We start from the raw sequence: 21,186 nt of genomic DNA on the forward strand, positions 1-21,186 counted from the left end.
CCGGTTGTTTAATCATGGGTGCTGCCGGCGGTGATGGCTGACCATTGGTTCTGACAATCTGCACGCTGTGGCCGGAGGTACCGCTTAAAACAACAGGGGTTATGGTTTTCATACCATTGCATTTTTTTGAAACGTTGAGTAATGAATACGCATATGAAGCTGGCACTTTTAAGTGCAGGTTTCTTTTTCTGACCGGTAATGAACGGCTTCTATATCTTTTGTACACCGCTTCTATATTGTTTCTGTATCGTTTGTTCGGTGCCCATATAGCTGTTGGTTGCGCTTCAACGGGTTATCCCCGTTTCTTGAAACACAGTTCCGGGGCATTGCGTGTTTTGCTATGAACCTTGCTTCCTGTACCCATTCATTTTTCAAATGCCTTATTTTGTTACCTTTATGAGCTATACAGACAGCATAGCGTTTTTTACGGATGGTGGATTCTGAACATAAAAACATGAACAGTTACCGGTATGAGGCCCTTTTTAACCAGGCTTCGATGGGTATTATAGTGGTAGACAATACGGCCGAAATACAATCGGCGAACCCGTTTGCACTGGCCCTGTTTGGTTATTCGCTGGAAGAGTTGCTGCATAAACCCATTGAGTTACTAATCCCCGGCCGGTATCACAACCGGCATGTGACACATAGGGACGGCTATACACATCATCCCAAAGCCCGGCCGATGGGCGTGGGCATGGATCTGTTTGCGGTCAAAAAGGATGGAAGTGAATTTCCGGTAGAAGTGAGTCTGAGCAATTACCAGGATGAAGGAAAGCAATTCATTATTGCCTTTATCAGTGATATTTCCATCCGGAAAAAGGCAGAGGCAGAAATTGAAGAATTGAACAACAAGCTGGAGTCTACCGTAGAACAGCGTACCCGTGAGCTTACGGCTGCCATGCAGGACCTGGAGCAGTCGAAGGATGATCTGTCAAAGCTGCTGGAGCGGGAGAAAGAACTGGGGGAGCTGAAGTCGCGGTTTGTTACCACTGCTTCTCATGAATTCCGTACCCCGCTGAGTACGATTCTTTCGTCTACTTACCTGATCGAACGGTATACAACCACGGAAGAGCAGCCCCGGCGGGAAAAGCACCTGCAGCGCATCGTATCTTCCGTACAGTTGCTCACCGATATCCTGAATGATTTCCTGAGCGTGGGCAAAATTGAGGAAGGAAAGATCCAGGTGCGGTTTACGCGGTTCGACATCGGGGAACTGGTATCCGGTGTGGTACGGGAAATGGAAGTGACCTTAAAAAAGAACCAGCAGCTGGTGTATCATCATAAAGGTGATCCGGTGGTCGAATTGGATGCTTCGTTACTGAAACATATTGTGATGAACCTGGTGTCCAATGCCAGTAAATTTTCCCCGGAAGACGGTCATATTATCATTGAAACATCCTGTGATGCGAAAACGATGTCGCTTTCGGTAAAGGATAATGGCATCGGCATTTCAAAAGAAGATCAAAAACATCTAATGGAGCGTTTTTTCAGGGCGGCCAATGCGGGTAATATACAAGGTACCGGCCTGGGATTGCATATTATTTCAAAGTATACGGAATTGATGAACGGTTCGATAAAATGTACCAGCGAACTCGACCAGGGAACGGAGTTTATTATTACATTTAACAACCATATTGTGGCAGCATAAAAGGCGATAACAGAAAGAGGTAGATCTGATGAAAAAAATATTACTGATTGAAGATAATGATGATATCCGGAACAATACTGCGGAGATACTGGAGCTGTCGAACTATACCGTCATTACAGCCGAAAACGGCAAGGTTGGAGTGGAGCAGGCCATTGCGCATGTTCCCGATCTGATCATCTGTGATATTATGATGCCGGTGCTGGATGGGTATGGCGTATTGCATGCCATTCAAAAGAATGAATCGATCCGGAATGTGCCCTTTATTTTCCTGACGGCTAAAACAGAACGCAGTGATTTCCGGAAGGGGATGGAGCTGGGGGCCGATGACTATATTACCAAGCCATTCAGCGGTACGGAATTGCTGAGTGCAGTGGATGGGCGGCTTAAGAAAACGGACCTGTTGAAACAGGAGTTTTCGCCAGACCTGAACGGATTGGAGCAGTTGCTGAAGCTTTCCGATAATAAGGCTGCACTGACGGCGCTGACGGAGAACCGGAACACGAACCGGTATAAGAAAAAGCAGGTTATTTATACCGAAGGCAATCATCCGGCCCGTTTGTATTATGTACTGAAAGGAAAGGTAAAGACGTATCGTACGAATGACGATGGCAAGGAGTTGACCACCGCGCTTTACAGTGCCGGTGATTTTTTAGGGTATATTGCACTGCTGGAAGGAACGGCCTATAAGGATACGGCAGCGGCATTGGACGAATCGGAGCTGGCCATTATTCCCAAAGAAGAGTTTACCGAGTTGATCGATCATAACCGGATCGTTGCGCAAAAGTTTATCCGGCTGCTGGCAAAGAATATTTCTGCCAAAGAGGAACAGTTACTGGGGCTGGCCTATAATTCGCTACGGAAAAAAGTAGCGGATGCATTGCTGTTACTCGAAAAAAAATACCGGGAGGAGGAAGAGGATGCCTTTGCCATTACGATCAGCCGGGAGGGATTAGCGGCGATCGCGGGCACAGCTACGGAATCGCTGATCCGTACGCTGAGTGACTTCAGGAGTGAAAAATTGATCGATATCCGGGAGGGACATATCATTATTTTAAACCGTAAAAAGCTGGAGAACCTGCTCAACTGATGGCGCACTTCCTGCCAGCTGCGGGTACCCCTTTTTAGCATTGGCGTTTCAATGTCGTTTTCTTAGCCGCAGATCACGCCCGGGGCGTGACAAACTGCGCAGATTTGGTATCGGTTTTAACAGCAGTAACGTCTGATAAAAGCGTCGCAGGTGCAATCAGCGTATCTGCGGCAACCATAAAATTGCTTAAGGAAACGGCATTGATTGCTGTTTAACGCAAAGATGATTCCTGGCGGCCTTACGGCCGGTGAGATGACAGGGGTTTGTCTCCTGATAAATTCTTTTTCAGCAGCAGGACCCTGTAACGGATATCACTGTAAATAATACCGGTAAACAGGATGGCCACAGCTAGGAAAAGGACCCGGGTATGGAACCAGGTAAACCCGATGCCGCCGGTTACACATCCCAGGAAGAAAAAGCTGATGATGGCAAAACGCAGTTTTACCGATGCTTTTAATTTATGCTGTTGATCGGGTTTCCGGTAAAAGAACAGTTGTGAAAGCTCAATGCCCAGGTCGGTGAATAACCCTGTAAGGTGCGTGGTGCGTACCACGGCATTAGAGATACGGGTAACCATGGCATTTTGAAGGCCCATGGTAAATAAGAGAATGCCGGCAACAAGTTGCGCAAAGTGGTGAATGGTGTTGGGGGGCAACAGCGCAATACCGGTTAGCAAGATGATTTCTGTAAATACGGGAATGGCGTCGGTATAACGCGGGTTGATTTTTTGAGTAGCTTCCACAAGGGTATTGGATACAAACGCTCCGGAAAGATAGGCCAATATATAGAGTAGGAAGACGCCTGCGTTTTCAAAATCCCGCTTTATTATGTTGTCGGAAAAATAAGCAAAATGCCCGGTTACGTTGGTGGTAAGTACATTCACCGCAAAAAAGCCCGTCACATTTACAATGCCTGCTACGAATGACAACAACGAGGCCAGTTTGAGGTTATGAACGGGCCGGCGTGCCTTTCCTTTGTGTCTGAACATAACAGGTATGCGATAACAGTTATAAAATAAAAGCCCAATGTAACAAATAACAGGTGCTCCGGCAATTTTTGAGTCTATTTCTTCTAACTTGCCGAACGCTTCATCTGGTCCAGTAAATACTGGTTGAATTCGGATTTAAGTTTGGCGAATTGTTTTTCCATCTGAAGCAGATCGTTGTGCAATACACGGATCCGGGTTTCAAATAGCTTTTCATCCTGTTCCGCGAGGTAGCCGGTACCGGATTCGTTCAACAGGACCAGGTCGCTTCGGAAGATACCGATCCGCTCGTCATTCCGGATAAGCTTGTTGAGCAGGAGTTCGATGCCTTCGAGGAGGTTCCGGTTAAAATGTGTTCTTAACACTTCAGACAACCGGTTTTTCATAATGACGGATTCTTCCATCATGAACGTTACCGCCCTTTTCCAGGTATCGCATTCATATTGTATCTGTTGAAATTTCGGGTCGTCCATATTATTAAAAAAACGTTTTTAGTAGTAAAAGCCATGTTCAATAGAACACGGCTGGTTGAAGCGGGCAGCGGCCTGCTTACATAGCAGCAATTGGTTTGGCTGTACGCTCCCGCAACGCTTTTGGAACGGGGGAACAGGATTGATATTTCATTACGAAGGTATATTGTATAGGAGTTATGAACGAGCTGCCTGTGATCCCGGGCGATAAAAGACATCAGCTGCCGGCCGCTGATCTTGTTATATAACCGCGGTTCAGTCCGGTAATGTTTACTCCTGGAATTAACGCATCAGCGGACCGCATCATTTCGGTGATGCTGCCGGCGTAGGTGGCGGAGACAAACCCTCCGGGATAGGCCGTGTGGTCTCCGTTCCGCAAATGATCTGTTTTCATTGCTGTTCGTTTTATATAAAATGCTAAAATAGATTTACCGGGGCGCCAGGGCAATGAGGAGGATTAGGGCTCCCGCTGATCGTTGTCATGGATGCGGCTCCCGGTACAGGGTTGCGAGGCATTCCCGGACCGGCCGTTGCCGGTTAATGTGCCATAAAAACAGGGGCCACATGATCGGCAATAATTTTTGTAACAAAGCTTTCTTTAAAAGCCGTAGACAGGGCCGATCGTCCGAATGCACCGCTGATGAGCAGCGGGTTGCGGAAGCATCCCACCCAGGTGCTGAAATGCTTATCGGAGTCCCAGTGCAGTTTCTGGATCTTCACGTTTGTAAAATGCGCTTCGGCATATTCGGTTAATAACTGAACCCCGGGGATATTGTTACTGTCTTCTTCCTTTACATAAGCGATCCGCACCGGCAGTTCCCGGTAATGGGGAAACAATAAGCAACATTGTTTTAAGGCCTGCATACTTTGCGCACTGCCATCATAGGCCACCAGCAGGTGTTCCGGAGGAACAGCGTTATCCGGTACGGAGATCACCGGACAAACTGCCCAGCGCAGGAGTTGTTGCATGTAGCTGTTGGGCTGACTGCCGTTTGTGCCGGCATACAATAAATCCTGGCTAAAGATCAGCAGATCCGCATACCGGGTTTCCTCCTCCCAGAAGGCTTTTTGCCAATCGATTTTGTTTTTTTCAACCGCATAAAAGGAAATGCCGTGCTTCTGGCACTGGTCTATAAAATGCTCCGGATCCCTGCTGCTGAAGCCGAGGGTATTTTCTGCATCGCCGGCAGCCGGATGCATGGACCCTGGTACATTGCCTGTTTTAAAAAACAGACCTTTTACGAGCAAGGGCTCCTGCTTGCGCAGCGCTTTGATCCATTCAAATGCTGCAGGTGAGTAGTGATTTTCGTCGCATACAAAAAGTATCTTTTTCATAAAATGCCGTTTGTGTTCCGCCGGAGACCGGTGTCGTTTCTATTTTCTGCAAACTACGGTTTAAAAAATGTCCACCGCAATGACGGTTATTGGCTCGTGGGATGATTGCGGTCAAAACCTCCGGAATGGAAAGCTGCAGAAAGCAGGACCGGGGGTGCCTGAGATCCCTCTCGCACTGCGACAATATTTTTTTAAAAAAAGTGGTTCATTTAGTTATTGGATCTTGAATTTTACCTATATTTGCAACCCCTGCCGAGGCAGTGATCCGGAAACGGCACTTTAAAGCAAGTAAGTTCTTAAATTTGATCCACATGATCGTTGTGTTTGATACCCGGAAATATCCCGGAATTCAATAACCGTATGAACGATCTGCAGATAAATGCCCGGGTGGCGAAATTGGTAGACGCACTGTCTTCAGGTGGCAGCGTTCGCAAGGATGTGCTGGTTCGAATCCAGTCCCGGGCACCCGAAAAAGGGTTGTAAGTAGTAACTTGCAGCCCTTTTTTATGCCCCTGAGTATCCCCTTTAAGATTAAATACAGGGTCTGATTACCGGACAGTGATAGTTGTTTATATTTTTCTCCTTTTGCTCGCGGTCTGTAGAGGAATGATCCTGGAAAAATAAGCCGACACATCATCCGGAAGCTGCTTTCTGAACCTGGTATAAACCTCACGGGCCTGCGATGCAAACCTGTTGTCCATTTATCCGGAAAGGAACGGGTTACAAAATCATAAGAACGGGACCGGTCACCGGCAAAAAGAATGGTTTTGCGATTCTTGTATGGTCTGTTCTATTTCAGCAGGGATAAAGGGATTATTAATGTTTCCGGTGTTTCAGTATTCCCCCATCCGCTTCTTTTATAGCAGACGTAAAAATAAAGGCCTGCGGATCTATCGCATAAACCAGGTTCTTCAGTTTCCGGAATTCGAGACGGGTGATGATGGTAAATACGATATCGCAATCTGTGCTGATATTGTAACTTCCGGGTAAGAAGCCTCTTTCGCCTTTGTACACGGTAACGCCTTTGCCCATTTGATTGACCAGTTGAAACTTAATGGCTTCATTTTTTCCGGACACAATGGTTACGCCGGTATAGGCCTGTATACCTTCCACCACATAGTCGATGCAACGGGCCGCGGTAAAATAAGTGAGGATGGAATATAGGGCCGTTTCAATTCCAAATTTGAAGGCGGCAATAGTGAATATGAGGATGTTGATACCGAGAATAATTTCAGTAATGGTGAACGATGTCCTGCGTAGCGCATATAGCGCCAGCACTTCTATGCCATCGAGCGCGGCGCCAACGCGCATAATAAGCCCAATGCCTATGCCTAAAAAGGACCCGCCAAAAATGGAAATGAGCAGTTTATCTGCCGTAACAGGATGATTGGGAATCAGGAGCAGGAAGACGCCCAGCAGTACAACGCAACATAATGTGCGGATCGCGAACTTTTTCCCTACCATAAAATAACTAACTCCTATAAGTGGCAGATTGAGCAGCAAAATCAGCAATCCGAGATTGAAATGCGTGGCTTCGTGTGCCAGCAGGGATATACCTGTAATGCCGCCATCAAAAAAATGATTGGGCACGAGGAACAGTTTCAACGCCGTTGCCGCGATGGCGGCGCCCAATATGGCCAGTAAAAGATCTTTGGCTTGTTGCCTTCCTGATTCGGGATGATGGTTGTTTTTTTGCTGCAACTGTTTTTGCAGGTTCTCCAGTGTTTGTTCTTTTTGTTTCTGGAGTTTCTTTTTTGCGGATCCGCTAAAAAAGCGATGTGCGGACAAAAAACTGATTTGCTGTAATAGCCAGTCCTCATCGCTTTCAGGCGTTTGTGTGGATGTGAGCTCCTGGCGGAGTTTTGCGGCATTATGATAATAACTTTCGGTGCCTATGTAATAGAGGTCTGCATCGCAGAGAATTTCTGACAAGTGATTAATGGGTGTTTGAGGCAAACGGGTGGCCATAATCATATCGCAGATCTGTTCTATCTGGTCCGCGGTATAGCCATAACCGGGAAGATGCTGGCGGGCTATTTTACAGGAGCGTTCTTCGTGATGGTGGTAGTGATCTAAAAAGCCGGTATCGTGAAATAATGCTGCTGTTTTAACAAGGATCAGGTTATCGCCGGTAATCTTTTCTTCCAACGCCAGTTCGGCTGCTGCCGTTATTACCTGCTGTGTATGTTCCGCAGTATGGTAGGTAATATAATCAGGAAGATCCGCCTTTAGTTTTTTGATGATAAAGTCGTGTGCGTTTTGATATAGCATGCCTGTGTTTTTGTTGATGATGATTGCATTCTCCATAGGAAAGCGTCGTATGTGCCGGAATCGTTTTGTACAAAGAAAGGGATAGCGTCGCTTTTGTGTTGACTCCATTAATCAAGCACTTCATAAAGCATCATTGCTTCCGATTTGTTTTTTAAGGCCACGGCCCCGATGGGGGCACAATTAAATGATTGTTTTATTTTGTGGTAACAGTACTCGTTGATCACTACCTGGCCGCGGCTTGCGACGCTCTGAATGCGCTGGGCGGTATTAACGGCATCGCCGATAACGGTATAGTCCAACCGTCGTAATGTTGCAGAGCCTATATTGCCGGAGATCATTTCTCCGCTGTTAATGCCAATGGAAACTTTTGGCGAAAAATCGTGCTCCTCCGGAAGTGTATTAATACGATCTCTTATCGACAGGCAGGCGTCTACGGCACGATCCAGGTGATATTCGCCTTTGAATACGGCCATTACACAATCGCCTATAAATTTGTCGATGATACCGTTTTGCGCAATGATTTCTTTAGAAATCATGTCAAAATAGCGGTTGAGCATTTTTACTACAGTGTCGGGTGGTTCTTTTTCGCTGATGGATGTGAAGCTGCAAATGTCAACAAATGCTACGGAGGCTTCTACATTTTCATTATCTGTTAACGAGTGCTCATATTCCCGGGTGCCCATGAAGTTGAGCACGCTGGCATCCACATACATTTTGAGAATATTGTTTTCTTTGATCGCCTGCAGGGTTTCTTTTAGCTGGAACACATGCCGGATCGTTTTTTCCATGGTTAGCTCCAGGTCGTCGAAGTTCACCGGCTTGGTTACAAAATCAAAGGCGCCCCTGTTCATAGCGGTTCGTATATTATCCATATCACCATAAGCGGAAACCATGATTGTTTTGGTGAGGGGATTGGATTCTCCGATTTTGCCAAGCAGGGTTAGTCCATCCATTTCCGGCATGTTAATATCGCTGAGTACAATAGCGGTATCGGGATGCGCTTTCAATTGACGCAGCGCTTCATTCCCATTGGCCGCAAACACAAAATTGTAGCGTTGTTCACGTATATGCCTGCGGAATTTTTGCCGGATCAATGTCTCCAGATCCGCTTCATCATCGGCTACCAGTATTTTTATCATGATGCAAGGAATTTTAGTTTTTCTTTTAATACCGTAAAGTCTACGGGCTTGGTTAAAAAGTCATCAGCCCCCAGTTTCTTTGCCCGGTTATAATTATCCGGATCTCCATAGGCTGTAATCATCATTACTACGGGTGGCGGCTTATGATATTGTTGTTTGATATACTCCAGCAGTTGCAGGCCGCTCATGCCGGGCATATTGATATCGGACAGAATTAGTAGGGCCTCCTGTACATTGCTATTGAGATAGCCCAGGGCGTCTTCGCCCGAATGCGCAAAGGCAAAGTGCATTGTTCCGGAGCGGATTTCTTTTCGGAACCGCTGTTCAAAAAGCGTACGTATGTCTGTTTCATCATCTACTACAAGAATCTTCATAACTCAGTTGTTATAATGGTAAGTATATGGTAAACGTGGTTCCTTCGCCCTCTTTTGATTGTACGTTCAGTTCTCCGCCGGCTGTTTTAATGATATCGTAACTCATGCTCAGACCCAGCCCTGTTCCCTGGCCGGAGGGTTTTGTAGTGAAGAATGGCTGAAAGATTTTTTCAATAACCGGCTGCGGTATGCCACTGCCATTATCCGAGATATTAATTTCTATTCCCGGGATTCCGGAAAAATTGACAGCGACGGTTTTTATGGTTACTTCAGAATCGTAGGGCATTTCACCGGCTTTGCCCGCCAGGTGTTGTTTTTTTTCGTTTACAGCATAGAAAGCATTGGTAAGCAGGTTCAATATCACCCTTCCGATGTCCTGGGGAACGACATTTATTTTACGGATGGCCGGGCTAAAATCGGTTGTGAATTTTGAATTGAAGGATTTGTCCCTGGCACGTAAACCGTGATAGGCCAGGCGCAGGTATTCGTCACACAGGGCGTTAATGTCTGTAGGTTCTTTTTGCCCGGTCGACGACCGGGAATGCTGTAGCATTCCTTTTACAATGGCATCTGCCCGTTTCCCATGATCGTTTATTTTTCCGGAATTATCTTTTACATCATCAGCAATCTCGTTTGCCAGGTCCGTATTACCAGCTGCCAGTTCTGCTTTCATTTCATCGATCAGTTCCACATTCAATTCTGAAAAATTATTGACAAAATTCAATGGGTTCTGAATTTCGTGTGCAATACCAGCGGTCAGTTCACCCAGCGAGGCCATTTTCTCGGAATGGATCAACTGCTGTTGCGTGGCTTTCAGGTCTGCATAAGCTTTTTCAATTTTCTGTTTATCTTTTTGTTTGCGGCGATTGTTATTATATAAAATCATCGCCAGTAGTAACAGTAACACGGCTCCTCCTATAAGGCCATTCCGTACGGTTTTTTGCTTTTGTATTTCCAGCCGGGTAAGGGCATCTTTCTTTTCCTGGGCGGCCCTGGCTGCCGCTTCTTTTTTATCATAAATATATTGTGCTTCTTTTTTAGCCACATCACCCTGCTGATCTAACTTCTGCAAACTATCGCGCAGGTTAACGGCTGCCACCAGGCTTGTATAGGCCGACTTATAATCTCCCAGCTTTTCATAGGCCTGGGTCATATATTCCCAGATGGTCAGTTTGCCCTCGTCATATTTATTTGTGACGGCAATGTCCATGGCCCGTTTTTCATAGTCAAGAGCGGTTCGGTAACGCTTTGCCGGGGAAATGCCCAGGTTGGCCAGTACGTGTTGGGGAGCGGTCATGATGAGATGCCCCATATCCTTCAGATACAATAGCTCACTACCTTTATCCTTCAGCTTTTTAGCTAACGAATAGGAGGTGTCATAATATTTTATCGCAGCCGGATAATCAGCCATTAACTGGTATTCTACAGCAACATTTGCATAGACGGCTGCCAGACCTTTTTCATCCTTTAGCGCCTTTAGTATTTGAATCGATGCATTATATTTTTTTAGAGATTCCTCATACTTTTTTTCATTCATGAGGATATTTCCCGTCAGGAGGTACATATCTGCGGCATTGCGTTTGTCGCCCAGCTCCATGTACAATGACAATGCTTTCTCAAAGTATACATAAGCCTTCGATGATTGGCCCATAGAAACGTATACCGATCCGATACCACGGAGTACCCAAACGACCCGTTCTTTTTTGTTCATCGGTTCATAAATTATCAGTGCTTTGTGGTAGTACGCTAATGCCTCAGGATAATTCAATGTTATTTTGTAGAGGTTCCCGATATTGCCCAATAGGGCTGCTTCTTTCTCCTTATCGTTTATTTGTGCATTTATGGCAAGCGCACGGCGATAATTATCAAGGCCGCTGGTAGAATCAGCTCTCAAATAATAACCATTTCCGGCAATATTGAATGCGGTGACCAGCCCTTTTTTGAAATCAAGTTTATAAGCCAGTTGTATGGCCTGCCGGGCATAAGATAGTATAGAATCCGTTTGTTGTGTAATATCGTCTTGATGTTGCAGGCATATATCATAATACGTGCCGCTAATTTCAATTAACAAATTGGCTTTGGTACTATCTTCTCTTTTGTGTTGGTGCAATGCGGCGAACAGCGAATCTAATTTTGGCTTTCCCTGTAGCTGGGCATGAACGCAGGTGAAAGCGCCGTGCAATAACAGCAGGAAAACGCAAATCGTTTTTAGCCGTTGCTTCAAACGAATAGTAATGGCTGCAATGACAAGCTGCATAGTTTGGTTGGTTTAAAATCGTATGTGCTGAATGGTTTAACCCCATGGGTAACCATCAACAGATGCGCATGGCAGCTATTTAAAAAGGTTGTTTTTAAATAATTCCGGCATCCCTTTTCATACTAACGTTAAAGATAACTTTAATTTGTTTATAATGACAGATTTCGCAGGAAAAGCCTTCCTTTTTCTACGCGGCTGATTTTGATTGATGCTCATCCGTTGGTGTAAATGGGTTACAGGAGCAATGATACGGGGCATTACACCGCTATTTGACCGGATGGCGAACCCGTGCGCGATCGGGGGTGGGCAGTAATGATAGTGGCCTTTGTGCCGTTTTGTAGGCTGTTAACCATTGAAAGCGCAGGGTAAGGGGAAGCCGTACACCCAAAAGTTGTTACGGCGCAGCTGCATAATACTGAGCTTCTATAGAATCCCTTCCAACTGCCGGAAAACAGGAACCAGGGATTGCCCTTTTTCAGTTAAATGGTATTCTATATGTAATGGTTTTTGCCGGATCACTATTTTTTCCAATAAGCCGATTTCTTCCAGCTCTTTTAATGCCATCGATAACGCCTGCTTGTTAGAGCCGGGGATCTGACGTAACAGACTGCTGAACCGTAAAGGCGTATCAACGGCCAAACGGAATATTTCAGGTTTCCATTTGCCGGACAATGACTTTAAAAGCCCCTGTGCCGGGCAGGTTTCTGCGTCTTGTGTCAAATTTGAGGTAGTCATAAATTCCTGACTTATTGCCGGTGATTGGGATACTCCGCAACTTTGTACAAAGATAAAAACAAATTAAGCGATGGAACAGCAAAATAACCCGCTTTTGTGCGACCCGGAAACGGGCGTTTGCGCAATACCTGCCGGGACGTTTGAAAAAGAAGTGCCGGTTCTGAAGGCGGAAAAACCGGTTAAGGTTATTTATTTTACCGACCCGATCTGTTCGTCCTGCTGGGGCATTGAACCGCAGTTAAGAAAGCTGAAACTGGAGTACGGGGATTGTATTGAAATTGAATACCGCATGGGTGGTTTGTTGCCCGACTGGAGCTATAACAGCGGTGGCATCAGCAAACCTTCAGATGTAGCGCATCATTGGGACGAAGTAAGTGTTTACTACGATATGCCGATTGACGGAGATGTTTGGCTGGAGGATCCGCTGGCTTCTTCCTATCCGCCGTCCATCGCGTTTAAGGCGGCACAAATGCAAAGCAACGAAAAAGCGGTGTTGTTTTTAAGGGTGATCCGGGAAATGGTTTTCCTGCAAAAAAAGAACATCACCCGGTGGGAACATATAGCAGCTGCTGCTAATAAAGTTGGATTGGATGCTGTACAACTGGAAACCGATTTTGAAGGTAAGGCGAAAGTGCTTTTTGAAGAGGACCTGAACCTGGCCAGAACATTGGGCGTGCGGGGCTTTCCTACCATGTTCTTTATAGACCCCCCGGGTAACCGGGAAATGGTATATGGAACAAAACCTTATTCGGTTTATGAAACGGCCGTGTTAAAGCTGCATCCCGCTGCCGCCAGGACTACATATGATAAAAACTGGGCGGCACTTTTTTCCAAGTACGCGTCGCTGACGGCAAAAGAATTTTCCATATTAGCGGAAGTGTCCAGGAAAGACAGTGAGGACGAATTGAATGAACGGAGTGCAAAAGGTGATTTAGAAAAGCAGACCACTAAGAACGGCTCGATCTGGATAAAGAACGTGATAGCGTAGTATCATCTGAATGTAACTTATAGAAGTAATCCAAATTGACAGCTGCAGGATCTGGATTACTTCTTTATATTTTTGCCTTGTTACACATTCGTTTTTAACGTGTCTTTTAAACCGGAGGTCGCTTTTTCAACAACTTTCGCCGCTTCCGGATCCGTGTTATTTTCATTGAGGTCATCTCCGGTTTGAATCAGGAATTGGTAGCTGCCTGCTTCCAGGACTTCAAACCCGATCTCACCGTTTTGGCTGACCCTTAGCTGCGTTATAGCGCCGCCTGGATTTTTGCCACCTTTAACGATGATTCCTTTAATGGGCTGACCGGGATCTGCCATTGCTGGCGCGGCGCGTTTAACCCCCTTTTCGGAGATACTTTTTCCCTGTGAGGTTTCCTGTATGACAAGTGTAAACCGGTAATTACCCGGTGCCAGGTTGTTTAATTCAAACAGCCCCTTTTCATTACTTATAGTAACCAGCATATTTCCACCGGGATTTTTGCCGCCTTTAACCACGATGCCACCGATGGGCGTACCCGGCCTGGCCTGGTTAGCGGCTTCCGTTAACGTGCTGTTGCTATTACCAGACGTCATGCCCTGCGCCACTTTTTCTCCGAAAGACATACCCTGTGTTTGTTTAGTAGTGGTGGGTGTCATAGACAAACGGCCTGCCGCGTAGGAAGATGAAACAGCTCCGCCGGATTTTGTACCTCCGCCAATGCCTGAGACTCCGGTTACCACAGCCGGCGTGCCTGCCTGAAGACCGCCGGCCACTTTTTCGCCAAAATTGGCAGACCGGTTTTGTCCGGCGCTGTTGTTGGCTCCGCCGTCAATGGAAGCAAGAGTGGAGGATTGTGCGAAGGCGTTTGTAGTGATTGCTGCAACCAGGGCAACAAGTAAAAACTTTTTCATAATAGATTTGATTTTGGATGAATTGTATGTTTTACAGGGAGATCAACCGGGGGCATATTTTGTTACCTGTTTCAAATGAAAATTTTTTCGAAAAAGGAGCGGGAGATCGGGTTTGCTGCCCGGAGTTTTCCCGGTTATCCCGGAAATGCGGTTTTTTAGGGCGATAAAGGAAACGGAGTTTGTCACTAAAATTCGTGATACGGGGCTATTGAAATATTGAATAATTTGCACATTCAATTGAACAAGATTAAAACTTAGAGTTCCGGCCGGGGTCTTCACCCTGGCTTTTGTTTTGCATGCTATTTAAAATAACAAAGCCGGCAACATACCGGTGTGGCGATAGACGTCGGCAGGGAGGTTTCCCCAAAAAAAATTTCTTCAGGAAAAAGAAAGTCTATAACTTAGTGTATTACTTAACTAGTACACTATGATCGAGGTAGCAAACTTATCCTTCGGATATAAAAAAAGAAAGCCGCTTTATAGAAACCTGAACCTGAACCTGCCGGTTGGAAGTATTTACGGGTTGCTGGGAAAGAACGGGGCGGGGAAGTCGACACTGCTTAAAAATTTTACAGGGTTGCTGTTTCCTACCCAAGGTACACTTACCGTAAATGGCTTTATACCCCGGAAAAGAACGCCGTCGTTTTTGCAAACGATTTATTTTATACCGGAGGAAGTATATGTGCCGCCATTGACGATGGAGGGCTATAAAAAATTGTTTGCGCCATTTTATCCGGGCTTTAATGAAGCACAATTTCATTCGTACCTGGAACAGCTGGAGGTTCAGGATAAGGGCAAGCTCAATACGTTTTCGTTTGGGCAGCAAAAGAAGTTTATCATTGCTTTTGCGCTGGCCTGTAATACAAAGATCCTGTTGCTGGATGAGCCAACAAATGGGCTGGATATTCCTTCAAAGATCCGGTTCCGGAAACTGATCGCCTCTGTTTTTACGGAAGATAAAATGATCTTTATTTCTACCCACCAGATACGCGATCTGGATAACCTGATCGATCATGTGATCATTGTAGATAACGGGGAGCTGCTGCTACAGGCATCGCTTGCGGAAATTGAACATAAATTGAGCTTCAGGATCGTGGATGAGCTCCTGCCGGAAAACGAACCGTTGTATGCCGAACAGACACTGCGGGGATATGCTGTGGTAACCGAAAATAAACAGAAGGATACCACACAGGTAAACCTGGAGTATTTGTTCAACGCCATTACAGGAAACCCGGAAAAGGCAAAATCAATTTTTAATACCAAATAAATTTTATGAGCGATCTATTCAATGCAAAACGATTCGCACTGCTGCTGAGAAAAACAATTGCGGAAAAACCGATGCAAACCATTGGGGTTGCTGCCTTATTGCTGGTTTTATCGGTGATCCTGTATGCGATTGTTAAAAAGATGGCAGGGTTTGACGCGGCCCAGAAAATTACTTTTTTCTTTGGGCTGGCCATTGGCACCCCTTTTCTGGCCTCTTTCGTTTTTGGGTATTTTAACAGGAATGCTATTGGCTGCTCTTATCTTACGTTGCCGGTATCGTATGTTGAAAAATGGCTAAGCGGTATTCTGATCGCCGGCATTTTTTACCCGGTTATTTTTTTGCTGGTGTATCATTTAACCGACGTTGTTTTTGTTTCGGTATATCATAGCAGCCTCGACCCTAATTCCGTATTTTACAAACAGCAATATGAACGGGTTTATACCTTTGATCTGAATAACATCGTGGCGTGGCGGATATATGGTTTTTTCCTGTTTTATACGGGCGCTATGTTTGTAGGAGGACTTTATTTTAATAAAACGGCTTTTATAAAAACGGCGATTGTGGTTACAGTCTTGTTTCTTCTTATTATGGGAATGAATTGGGTAATGGCAACCCTGTTATTTCAACATGTGCAGGATGCGGCGCCTTACAATCGTGTATCGCTTTCAATTGGTAAGGAAACCGGAACACTGGCATTGCCAACCAGGTGGCAGCATATTTTTTATTATGGCCTGGCTTTCGTTCTTCCCATCGGGCTATGGTTTTTACCATTGATCCGGTTCCGGGAAAAGGAATTTTAATGAACATACATGGAATTTAAAGAAAACCCCGCAATATATATACAGATCGCAGAATACGTTTGTGAACAGATCCTGTTAAAAAAATGGAAGCTGGGTGAGCGGCTGATCAGCATCCGGGAACTGGCCATGCAAATACAGGTAAATCCGAACACTGTTCAGCGTTCCTATGATCTTTTGCAGCAACAGCATATTATCAGCAACAAAAGAGGTGTGGGATATTTTATAGAGGACGACGCCCATGAACGGATCCTTCATTTTAAACGCGAGCAGTTCATAGAAAACGAGCTGCCGGTATTTTTCCGGAGCCTGTTTTTACTGAAAATAGATCTGAAAGAATTAAAACCGATGTTCGACAAATTTGTACAGGAACATTTCAAAAATAAATTATGAAGATAACAACAAGAATACTGTGTTTTATTTTAATTGTATTGATGGCGGGTTTACTTTCATCCAATATGATCTTAAAACAACAATATGATGCGGTAGATAAAACGGATCTGTACTGGACCTATACAAAGGTGTTAGAACAGCCCTTCAGGCACCTTCACATTACCGGTGGAAACGGTACACATATTTTCTATGAGCCGGCCGATAAGCCATCGGTGCGGCTTTTGCAGGAATGGATCAACCAGTATGACGGTAAAATAAATACAAGTATAAAAAACGATACCCTGTATCTTAACTTTGATCATGTTCCTGCAAATCCTTATGAGAAATTCTGGTTGCAAAATGCTGCGCCCGTCCGGATCTTTTCACCGGAGTTATTGTCCGTTACCGGTCATAATACCAATTTCGAAATGCAAAAGCTAAAGCAAAAGTATATCACTGCAACGATTACCGGCAAGTCGAGGTTTGAGATCGAGACCCTGCAGGAAATGGATACTGTAAATGTGTACGGGAGCGATTCTTCCTCCGTAACGGTTGAACTATCGCCCGATTATAAGAAAGCCGCCCCGCCAGCCGAAACACAGCAGCCCATCAGGGTTAAAGCAAAAAATGGTAATGAATTCTTTTTTACACCGGCAGCGGCTCAGAACAGTTTCAACGAAAGCTTCTCTATCCGTTCTGTGAATGCCGTCATGCAGGGACATTCGATATTGGATATCGGCCATGCCCAGGTGGGGAACCTGAAATTACAGCTGGCGGATAGTGCTGCCATCGTTGTATCCGGAGATGCGTTGAAAAAAGCAAATAAGTAGCGCCGTTGTTTAACCTTTAGAAATACAATGTAGTTTTCTTAAAGCGGCAGATAGCTGAGAACGCAGCGCCTGGAAAAGTATCGTAGATTCCTTTTATAAACCATCGCGGTTAAATTGAACCGCGGCTTTAGCTGTATTCCAGAATATCTCAGCGATGGTACTGCAGGCGCAATCAGCGTATATGCGGCAACTATAAAAAACCTCAAGGAGACGGCATTAAATAGGGGTGCATAGCTATTCAATGCTTCAGTGTTTCGGTGACCAACGCAGCAAATAAATGGGCGCTACGTACAAAAAAATAAGAGGGAATACAATGATCTGGAAAGATCCCGTAGCCCTCTTAAGCCCTCTAAACCGTGATAAAAATAATACAGATATCCGCCTGTGTTTTTATTATTCGATGAACTGCCGGAGATTTTCGCCACGATACCCTAAAATGAAGCCGAAGCATTTGGCGGGTTTGTTCATCCGGGAAATATTTCGTGATGATCGCCGTAGATGCATATTTAAGGCGATGCTGACTTTTGTAAAATCAGATCAGTATTTCTTTTGATCAGCTGATACCTTAATATAGCGTTTTCAGACAGTGGGGGCTTCCGCCCGTTTTTAGCCTGGTCTATTTTTGTGTTTCAAACCAGACGCAGGATCCTGACCTGGCCTGATTCACAAAAAAAAACATTTTATGACGGAAACTTTTAAATCTACTGCAACAACAGACAATTCGAGATGGTACATGGGGCATTTATTTACCTGGCTGGTAACGGCAAAACAAACGGGGGGTAAATTTTCCATTCTTGAGGCCACCATCCGCAAGGGGCTTGAGCCGCCACCACATATCCATGCACTGGAAAGCGAAACCTATTATATCCTGGAAGGGGACATGCGTTTTTTTGTCGGCGACCGGGTTTTTGAGGCCCGGCCGGGAGACTGTGTTTATCTACCGGCAAACGTACAACACGGCTTTACACTCGAAAGCGAAACGGCAAAATGTATCATCCTGATCGAACCGGGCGGATTGGAAGATTTCTTTGCTGAATTTAGTATCCCTGCACCGGAATTGCAATTGCCTCCTGTACCGTCCGAACCACCGGCGCCTGAACTGATCCGGCAATTTGTTGCAACACTGGCCACTTATGGGGTTACATCTCCCGGGGAAACAGTGGAAGCCTGCTAAAGCCGCTAAAAATTATCCGGTCGTTGAGTAACACAATAATACCAACGTGCACGAGTTAAGCCGCTCCGGGTTTTGTTAGAGCGGCTTAACTTATGAAATACAAACATCAGATGCATGTCATCACAAATGCAGGATCTACCAGGATTTACTTTTCTTCAGGTATATTGCAACCTGTGATTTTATTAAACAACTCATTGCTGGTTTAAGCTGTGGAAAGCCGGCTCATTCCGGTTTTATATTTTTTTTAGCCCTGGTTTTTAATTATTATGGTAGATTTGTGGGGTATGATCAGGTGATTATGGACCAGAATTTTTATCAACAGATATTTGAATCGCAGAAAGGTGTGCCCGTTGTGCCTCCAAACCAGGTGATTTCTTCCTGGGCAGATGCGTTGATTTGTTTATTGTTTCCAGAGCGTGCTGATTGTTTTCCCATCAGTACCGAAGAAGTGCAGCATAAGTTCGGCCTCCGGCAGAAGGAGCTGGAATCGATCCTTGTAGTTACGGATACCTGTAAGCAGATCTCCAATAAGGCGCGTAATTTTTTTCACCGGCTACCCGAACTGTACCGTTTATTGAATACAGATATCGAAGCAATCCTTTCGGGCGATCCTGCGGCTAAAACCCGCTTTGAGGTGATCAGGGCCTACCCGGGCTTTTTTGCTATTGCTTATTACCGGATCGCCAATGCCTTGCTTACCCTGCAGGTACCCCATTTGCCGCGGATCCTCACAGAACATGCACACGGTATTACCGGTATCGATATTCACCCAGGGGCTACCATTGGGGCCTATTTCTGCATCGACCATGGCAGTGGTACGGTGATTGGAGAGTCGACGCTGATCGGTGATCATGTGAAAATTTACCAGGGGGTTACGCTGGGCGCTTTAAGTGTAGACAAGAGCCTGATGGACCAGAAGCGGCATCCGACGGTGGAAGATGGTGTAGTGATTTACTCCAATGCTACCATCCTGGGTGGCGATACGGTAATCGGCAGCAACAGTATTGTGGGAGGGAATGTGTGGCTTACACGTAGTATTCCGCCCAATTCAAAAGTTTACCACCGTCCGTCAATTGACCTGGTAGAGCAGGACGTGCTGGGGTAGCTATCAGCAATCAGCTATCAGTTATCAGCAATCAGTTATCAGCTATCAGCGGCAACTGAAGACTGAAAACTAAAAACTGAAAACTAAAAACTGAGAACTGATAACTCTTTGTAAGATTTAACGATATAGAATTTATAAAAACATGGCTTCTTTACTGGAATTGATCGGCCATACGCCGATGGTGGAATTAAAAAAACTCAACAGTAATCCCAGCATTAAAATATACGCCAAGCTGGAAGGAAACAACCCGGGCGGAAGTGTAAAAGACCGGGCCGCGCTGAATATGATTGCATCTGCGCTGGACCGGGGTGATATTCAACCCGGCGATAAAATGGTGGAAGCTACCAGTGGCAATACGGGTATTGCGCTGGCGATGATCGCCCGGTTTTACGACCTGGACCTGGAACTGGTAATGCCCGACACTTCTACCCGTGAACGTACGCTGACGATGGAGGCCTTTGGTGCCCGGGTAACCCTGCTAACGGGTATGGAAACCTGCCGCGATTATGCGGAAGAAAAAGCTGCAAGGGGAGAAGCCTTTATTTTAAACCAGTTTGCCAATCCGGATAACTGGGGTGCCCACTATAAAACCACCGGTCCTGAAATATGGAACGATACCGGGGGCACTATTACTCATTTTGTAAGCGCCATGGGTACCACCGGTACCATTATGGGCTGTTCTCGTTACTTAAAGGCACAAAACCCGGGTGTGCAGATCATCGGTTGTCAGCCCACTGAGGAAGCCTCTATACCGGGTATCCGCAGATGGCCGGAAGCCTACCTGCCTAAAATATTTGAGCCACAGCGGGTAGACCGGGTAATGGATATTACCGAACAGGAGGCCACGGAATACACCCGGCGGCTGGCGAAGGATGAAGGCGTATTTGCCGGTATGAGCACCGGGGGTGCGGCTGCTGCCGCTTTACGGCTTGCGTCTGAAATAGAAGCAGGAACCATTGTGTTTATTGCCTGCGACCGCGGCGACCGGTATTTGAGCAGTACCCTTTTTGGATAGGTTAAGCTACGCGTTTCAGGTTTCAAGTTTAAGGTTAGATTTCGTTTGGCTTGCCGTGTGGTTGCAGCATTTACTATTGACTCATTTTCACATCTTCAAATTTTCAAATTCCCCAGCCATATCTTCTGATAGCTGAAAACTGACGGCTGAAAGCTGTTTAAGGTTAGATTTCGTTTGATACTTGTTGATCTATTGACCATTCATTGTTGCCTTTGGGGGGGACATGCAGACCGGGGAGACCTGGGGGCTTTCAGCGTTACAAAATGATTCACCCTTGCGATCCCATAGACCCATGATGAAATAATCATCCTTTCTGTTTACTTCTCCGGCCCTGACTTGCTGTGTGGTTGCAGTATTTACTATTGACTCATTTTCACATCTTCAAATTTTCAAATTCCCCAGTTATATCTTCTGATAGCTGAAAACTGAAGACTG

General features: G+C 45.6%; 20 protein-coding genes and 1 tRNA gene. 11 read left to right on the plus strand and 10 right to left on the minus strand.

From position 1 onward, the window contains the following. The first annotated feature begins 454 nt into the window (after window positions 1-454). Together Q1V85_RS15015 and Q1V85_RS15020 are read left to right on the plus strand one after the other, a co-directional pair. Window positions 455-1,648 (plus strand): PAS domain-containing sensor histidine kinase, encoded by a 1,194-nt coding sequence (locus Q1V85_RS15015; protein ID WP_300601266.1) that lies wholly within the window; start codon window positions 455-457, stop codon window positions 1,646-1,648. 28 nt (window positions 1,649-1,676) lie between these two features. Beyond that, entirely contained in the window at window positions 1,677-2,735 is a 1,059-nt protein-coding gene (locus Q1V85_RS15020; protein ID WP_300601267.1) for a response regulator, read from the plus strand. Window positions 2,736-2,973: 238 nt separating this feature from the next. Here the strand turns inward: Q1V85_RS15020 and Q1V85_RS15025 are convergent, their stop codons facing one another. From Q1V85_RS15025 to Q1V85_RS15040, 4 genes are all read right to left on the minus strand, one after another. Beyond that, on the minus strand, window positions 2,974-3,723 hold the full coding sequence (locus Q1V85_RS15025; RefSeq protein WP_300601268.1) for a YoaK family protein: 750 nt from the start codon (window positions 3,721-3,723) through the stop codon (window positions 2,974-2,976). A gap of 83 nt (window positions 3,724-3,806) precedes the next feature. Continuing rightward, window positions 3,807-4,193, minus strand: a complete 387-nt coding sequence (locus Q1V85_RS15030) for a hypothetical protein (protein ID WP_300601269.1) — start codon at window positions 4,191-4,193, stop codon at window positions 3,807-3,809. Window positions 4,194-4,407: 214 nt separating this feature from the next. Beyond that, entirely contained in the window at window positions 4,408-4,584 is a 177-nt protein-coding gene (locus Q1V85_RS15035; RefSeq protein WP_300601270.1) for a hypothetical protein, read from the minus strand. Between the two features lie 143 nt (window positions 4,585-4,727). Then, on the minus strand, window positions 4,728-5,525 hold the full coding sequence (locus Q1V85_RS15040) for a universal stress protein (RefSeq protein WP_300601272.1): 798 nt from the start codon (window positions 5,523-5,525) through the stop codon (window positions 4,728-4,730). A gap of 381 nt (window positions 5,526-5,906) precedes the next feature. Between Q1V85_RS15040 and Q1V85_RS15045 the strand changes: the two genes are divergently transcribed. After that, window positions 5,907-5,990 (plus strand) — tRNA-Leu (locus tag Q1V85_RS15045). A 351-nt stretch (window positions 5,991-6,341) separates the two neighbouring features. Here the strand turns inward: Q1V85_RS15045 and Q1V85_RS15050 are convergent. The 5 genes from Q1V85_RS15050 to Q1V85_RS15070 all read right to left on the minus strand — a co-directional run bounded on the left by Q1V85_RS15050 (window position 6,342) and on the right by Q1V85_RS15070 (window position 12,301). Further along, window positions 6,342-7,796, minus strand: a complete 1,455-nt coding sequence (locus Q1V85_RS15050) for a YitT family protein (RefSeq protein ID WP_300601273.1) — start codon at window positions 7,794-7,796, stop codon at window positions 6,342-6,344. A gap of 107 nt (window positions 7,797-7,903) precedes the next feature. Beyond that, complete coding sequence (locus Q1V85_RS15055) at window positions 7,904-8,935, minus strand: adenylate/guanylate cyclase domain-containing protein (protein WP_300601274.1); 1,032 nt, start codon at window positions 8,933-8,935, stop codon at window positions 7,904-7,906. Then, complete coding sequence (locus Q1V85_RS15060; protein ID WP_300601275.1) at window positions 8,932-9,309, minus strand: response regulator; 378 nt, start codon at window positions 9,307-9,309, stop codon at window positions 8,932-8,934. The genes Q1V85_RS15055 and Q1V85_RS15060 overlap by 4 nt, the downstream gene beginning before the upstream one ends. Before the next feature lie 10 nt (window positions 9,310-9,319). Next, a complete protein-coding gene (locus Q1V85_RS15065; RefSeq protein ID WP_300601276.1) occupies window positions 9,320-11,566 on the minus strand; it encodes an ATP-binding protein in 2,247 nt (748 codons plus the stop codon). Between the two features lie 423 nt (window positions 11,567-11,989). Then, complete coding sequence (locus tag Q1V85_RS15070) at window positions 11,990-12,301, minus strand: helix-turn-helix domain-containing protein (RefSeq protein ID WP_300601277.1); 312 nt, start codon at window positions 12,299-12,301, stop codon at window positions 11,990-11,992. A gap of 70 nt (window positions 12,302-12,371) precedes the next feature. On the opposite strand from Q1V85_RS15070, the gene Q1V85_RS15075 reads away from it, so the two are divergent. Beyond that, window positions 12,372-13,289, plus strand: coding sequence for a ClpXP adapter SpxH family protein (locus Q1V85_RS15075; RefSeq protein ID WP_300601278.1), 918 nt, complete (start codon window positions 12,372-12,374; stop codon window positions 13,287-13,289). An 80-nt stretch (window positions 13,290-13,369) separates the two neighbouring features. Here Q1V85_RS15075 and Q1V85_RS15080 read toward each other — a convergent pair whose 3' ends face one another. Continuing rightward, a complete protein-coding gene (locus Q1V85_RS15080; RefSeq protein ID WP_300601279.1) occupies window positions 13,370-14,191 on the minus strand; it encodes a hypothetical protein in 822 nt (273 codons plus the stop codon). 427 nt (window positions 14,192-14,618) lie between these two features. On the opposite strand from Q1V85_RS15080, the gene Q1V85_RS15085 reads away from it, so the two are divergent. The 7 genes from Q1V85_RS15085 (at window position 14,619) to cysM (ending at window position 20,751) form a co-directional block, all read left to right on the plus strand. Next, complete coding sequence (locus tag Q1V85_RS15085; RefSeq protein ID WP_300601281.1) at window positions 14,619-15,458, plus strand: ABC transporter ATP-binding protein; 840 nt, start codon at window positions 14,619-14,621, stop codon at window positions 15,456-15,458. A gap of 5 nt (window positions 15,459-15,463) precedes the next feature. Then, window positions 15,464-16,258: a hypothetical protein gene (locus Q1V85_RS15090; protein ID WP_300601282.1), complete on the plus strand. Its 795-nt coding sequence runs from the start codon at window positions 15,464-15,466 to the stop codon at window positions 16,256-16,258. Window positions 16,259-16,267: 9 nt separating this feature from the next. Continuing rightward, complete coding sequence (locus Q1V85_RS15095) at window positions 16,268-16,648, plus strand: GntR family transcriptional regulator (RefSeq protein ID WP_300601283.1); 381 nt, start codon at window positions 16,268-16,270, stop codon at window positions 16,646-16,648. Next, on the plus strand, window positions 16,645-17,457 hold the full coding sequence (locus Q1V85_RS15100) for a hypothetical protein (RefSeq protein WP_300601284.1): 813 nt from the start codon (window positions 16,645-16,647) through the stop codon (window positions 17,455-17,457). The genes Q1V85_RS15095 and Q1V85_RS15100 overlap by 4 nt, the downstream gene beginning before the upstream one ends. A gap of 682 nt (window positions 17,458-18,139) precedes the next feature. Continuing rightward, window positions 18,140-18,631 carry a cupin domain-containing protein gene (locus Q1V85_RS15105; RefSeq protein WP_300601285.1) on the plus strand — a complete coding sequence of 164 codons (492 nt, stop codon included), beginning with the start codon at window positions 18,140-18,142 and terminating at the stop codon, window positions 18,629-18,631. Between the two features lie 298 nt (window positions 18,632-18,929). Next, entirely contained in the window at window positions 18,930-19,736 is an 807-nt protein-coding gene (locus Q1V85_RS15110; protein ID WP_300601287.1) for a serine acetyltransferase, read from the plus strand. A 142-nt stretch (window positions 19,737-19,878) separates the two neighbouring features. Next, window positions 19,879-20,751, plus strand: a complete 873-nt coding sequence (gene cysM / locus Q1V85_RS15115) for a cysteine synthase CysM (protein ID WP_300601288.1) — start codon at window positions 19,879-19,881, stop codon at window positions 20,749-20,751. Window positions 20,752-21,186: the final 435 nt, after the last annotated feature.

This window comes from Niabella sp. (assembly GCF_030150205.1).
Classification (GTDB): domain Bacteria; phylum Bacteroidota; class Bacteroidia; order Chitinophagales; family Chitinophagaceae; genus Niabella.

Bases quoted from the DNA above. Each gene is read 5' to 3' on its own strand.
- Q1V85_RS15110 (WP_300601287.1), top strand. From the start codon at position 18,930: ATGGACCAGAATTTTTATCAACAGATATTTGAATCGCAGAAAGGTGTG.
- Q1V85_RS15020 (WP_300601267.1), top strand. From the start codon at position 1,677: ATGAAAAAAATATTACTGATTGAAGATAATGATGATATCCGGAACAAT.
- cysM (WP_300601288.1), top strand. From the start codon at position 19,879: ATGGCTTCTTTACTGGAATTGATCGGCCATACGCCGATGGTGGAATTA.
- Q1V85_RS15050 (WP_300601273.1), bottom strand. From the start codon at position 7,796: ATGCTATATCAAAACGCACACGACTTTATCATCAAAAAACTAAAGGCG.
- Q1V85_RS15065 (WP_300601276.1), bottom strand. From the start codon at position 11,566: ATGCAGCTTGTCATTGCAGCCATTACTATTCGTTTGAAGCAACGGCTA.
- Q1V85_RS15095 (WP_300601283.1), top strand. From the start codon at position 16,268: ATGGAATTTAAAGAAAACCCCGCAATATATATACAGATCGCAGAATAC.
- Q1V85_RS15030 (WP_300601269.1), bottom strand. From the start codon at position 4,193: ATGGACGACCCGAAATTTCAACAGATACAATATGAATGCGATACCTGG.
- Q1V85_RS15025 (WP_300601268.1), bottom strand. From the start codon at position 3,723: ATGTTCAGACACAAAGGAAAGGCACGCCGGCCCGTTCATAACCTCAAA.
- Q1V85_RS15035 (WP_300601270.1), bottom strand. From the start codon at position 4,584: ATGAAAACAGATCATTTGCGGAACGGAGACCACACGGCCTATCCCGGA.
- Q1V85_RS15075 (WP_300601278.1), top strand. From the start codon at position 12,372: ATGGAACAGCAAAATAACCCGCTTTTGTGCGACCCGGAAACGGGCGTT.
- Q1V85_RS15080 (WP_300601279.1), bottom strand. From the start codon at position 14,191: ATGAAAAAGTTTTTACTTGTTGCCCTGGTTGCAGCAATCACTACAAAC.
- Q1V85_RS15070 (WP_300601277.1), bottom strand. From the start codon at position 12,301: ATGACTACCTCAAATTTGACACAAGACGCAGAAACCTGCCCGGCACAG.
- Q1V85_RS15040 (WP_300601272.1), bottom strand. From the start codon at position 5,525: ATGAAAAAGATACTTTTTGTATGCGACGAAAATCACTACTCACCTGCA.
- Q1V85_RS15055 (WP_300601274.1), bottom strand. From the start codon at position 8,935: ATGATAAAAATACTGGTAGCCGATGATGAAGCGGATCTGGAGACATTG.
- Q1V85_RS15060 (WP_300601275.1), bottom strand. From the start codon at position 9,309: ATGAAGATTCTTGTAGTAGATGATGAAACAGACATACGTACGCTTTTT.
- Q1V85_RS15090 (WP_300601282.1), top strand. From the start codon at position 15,464: ATGAGCGATCTATTCAATGCAAAACGATTCGCACTGCTGCTGAGAAAA.
- Q1V85_RS15015 (WP_300601266.1), top strand. From the start codon at position 455: ATGAACAGTTACCGGTATGAGGCCCTTTTTAACCAGGCTTCGATGGGT.
- Q1V85_RS15100 (WP_300601284.1), top strand. From the start codon at position 16,645: ATGAAGATAACAACAAGAATACTGTGTTTTATTTTAATTGTATTGATG.
- Q1V85_RS15105 (WP_300601285.1), top strand. From the start codon at position 18,140: ATGACGGAAACTTTTAAATCTACTGCAACAACAGACAATTCGAGATGG.
- Q1V85_RS15085 (WP_300601281.1), top strand. From the start codon at position 14,619: ATGATCGAGGTAGCAAACTTATCCTTCGGATATAAAAAAAGAAAGCCG.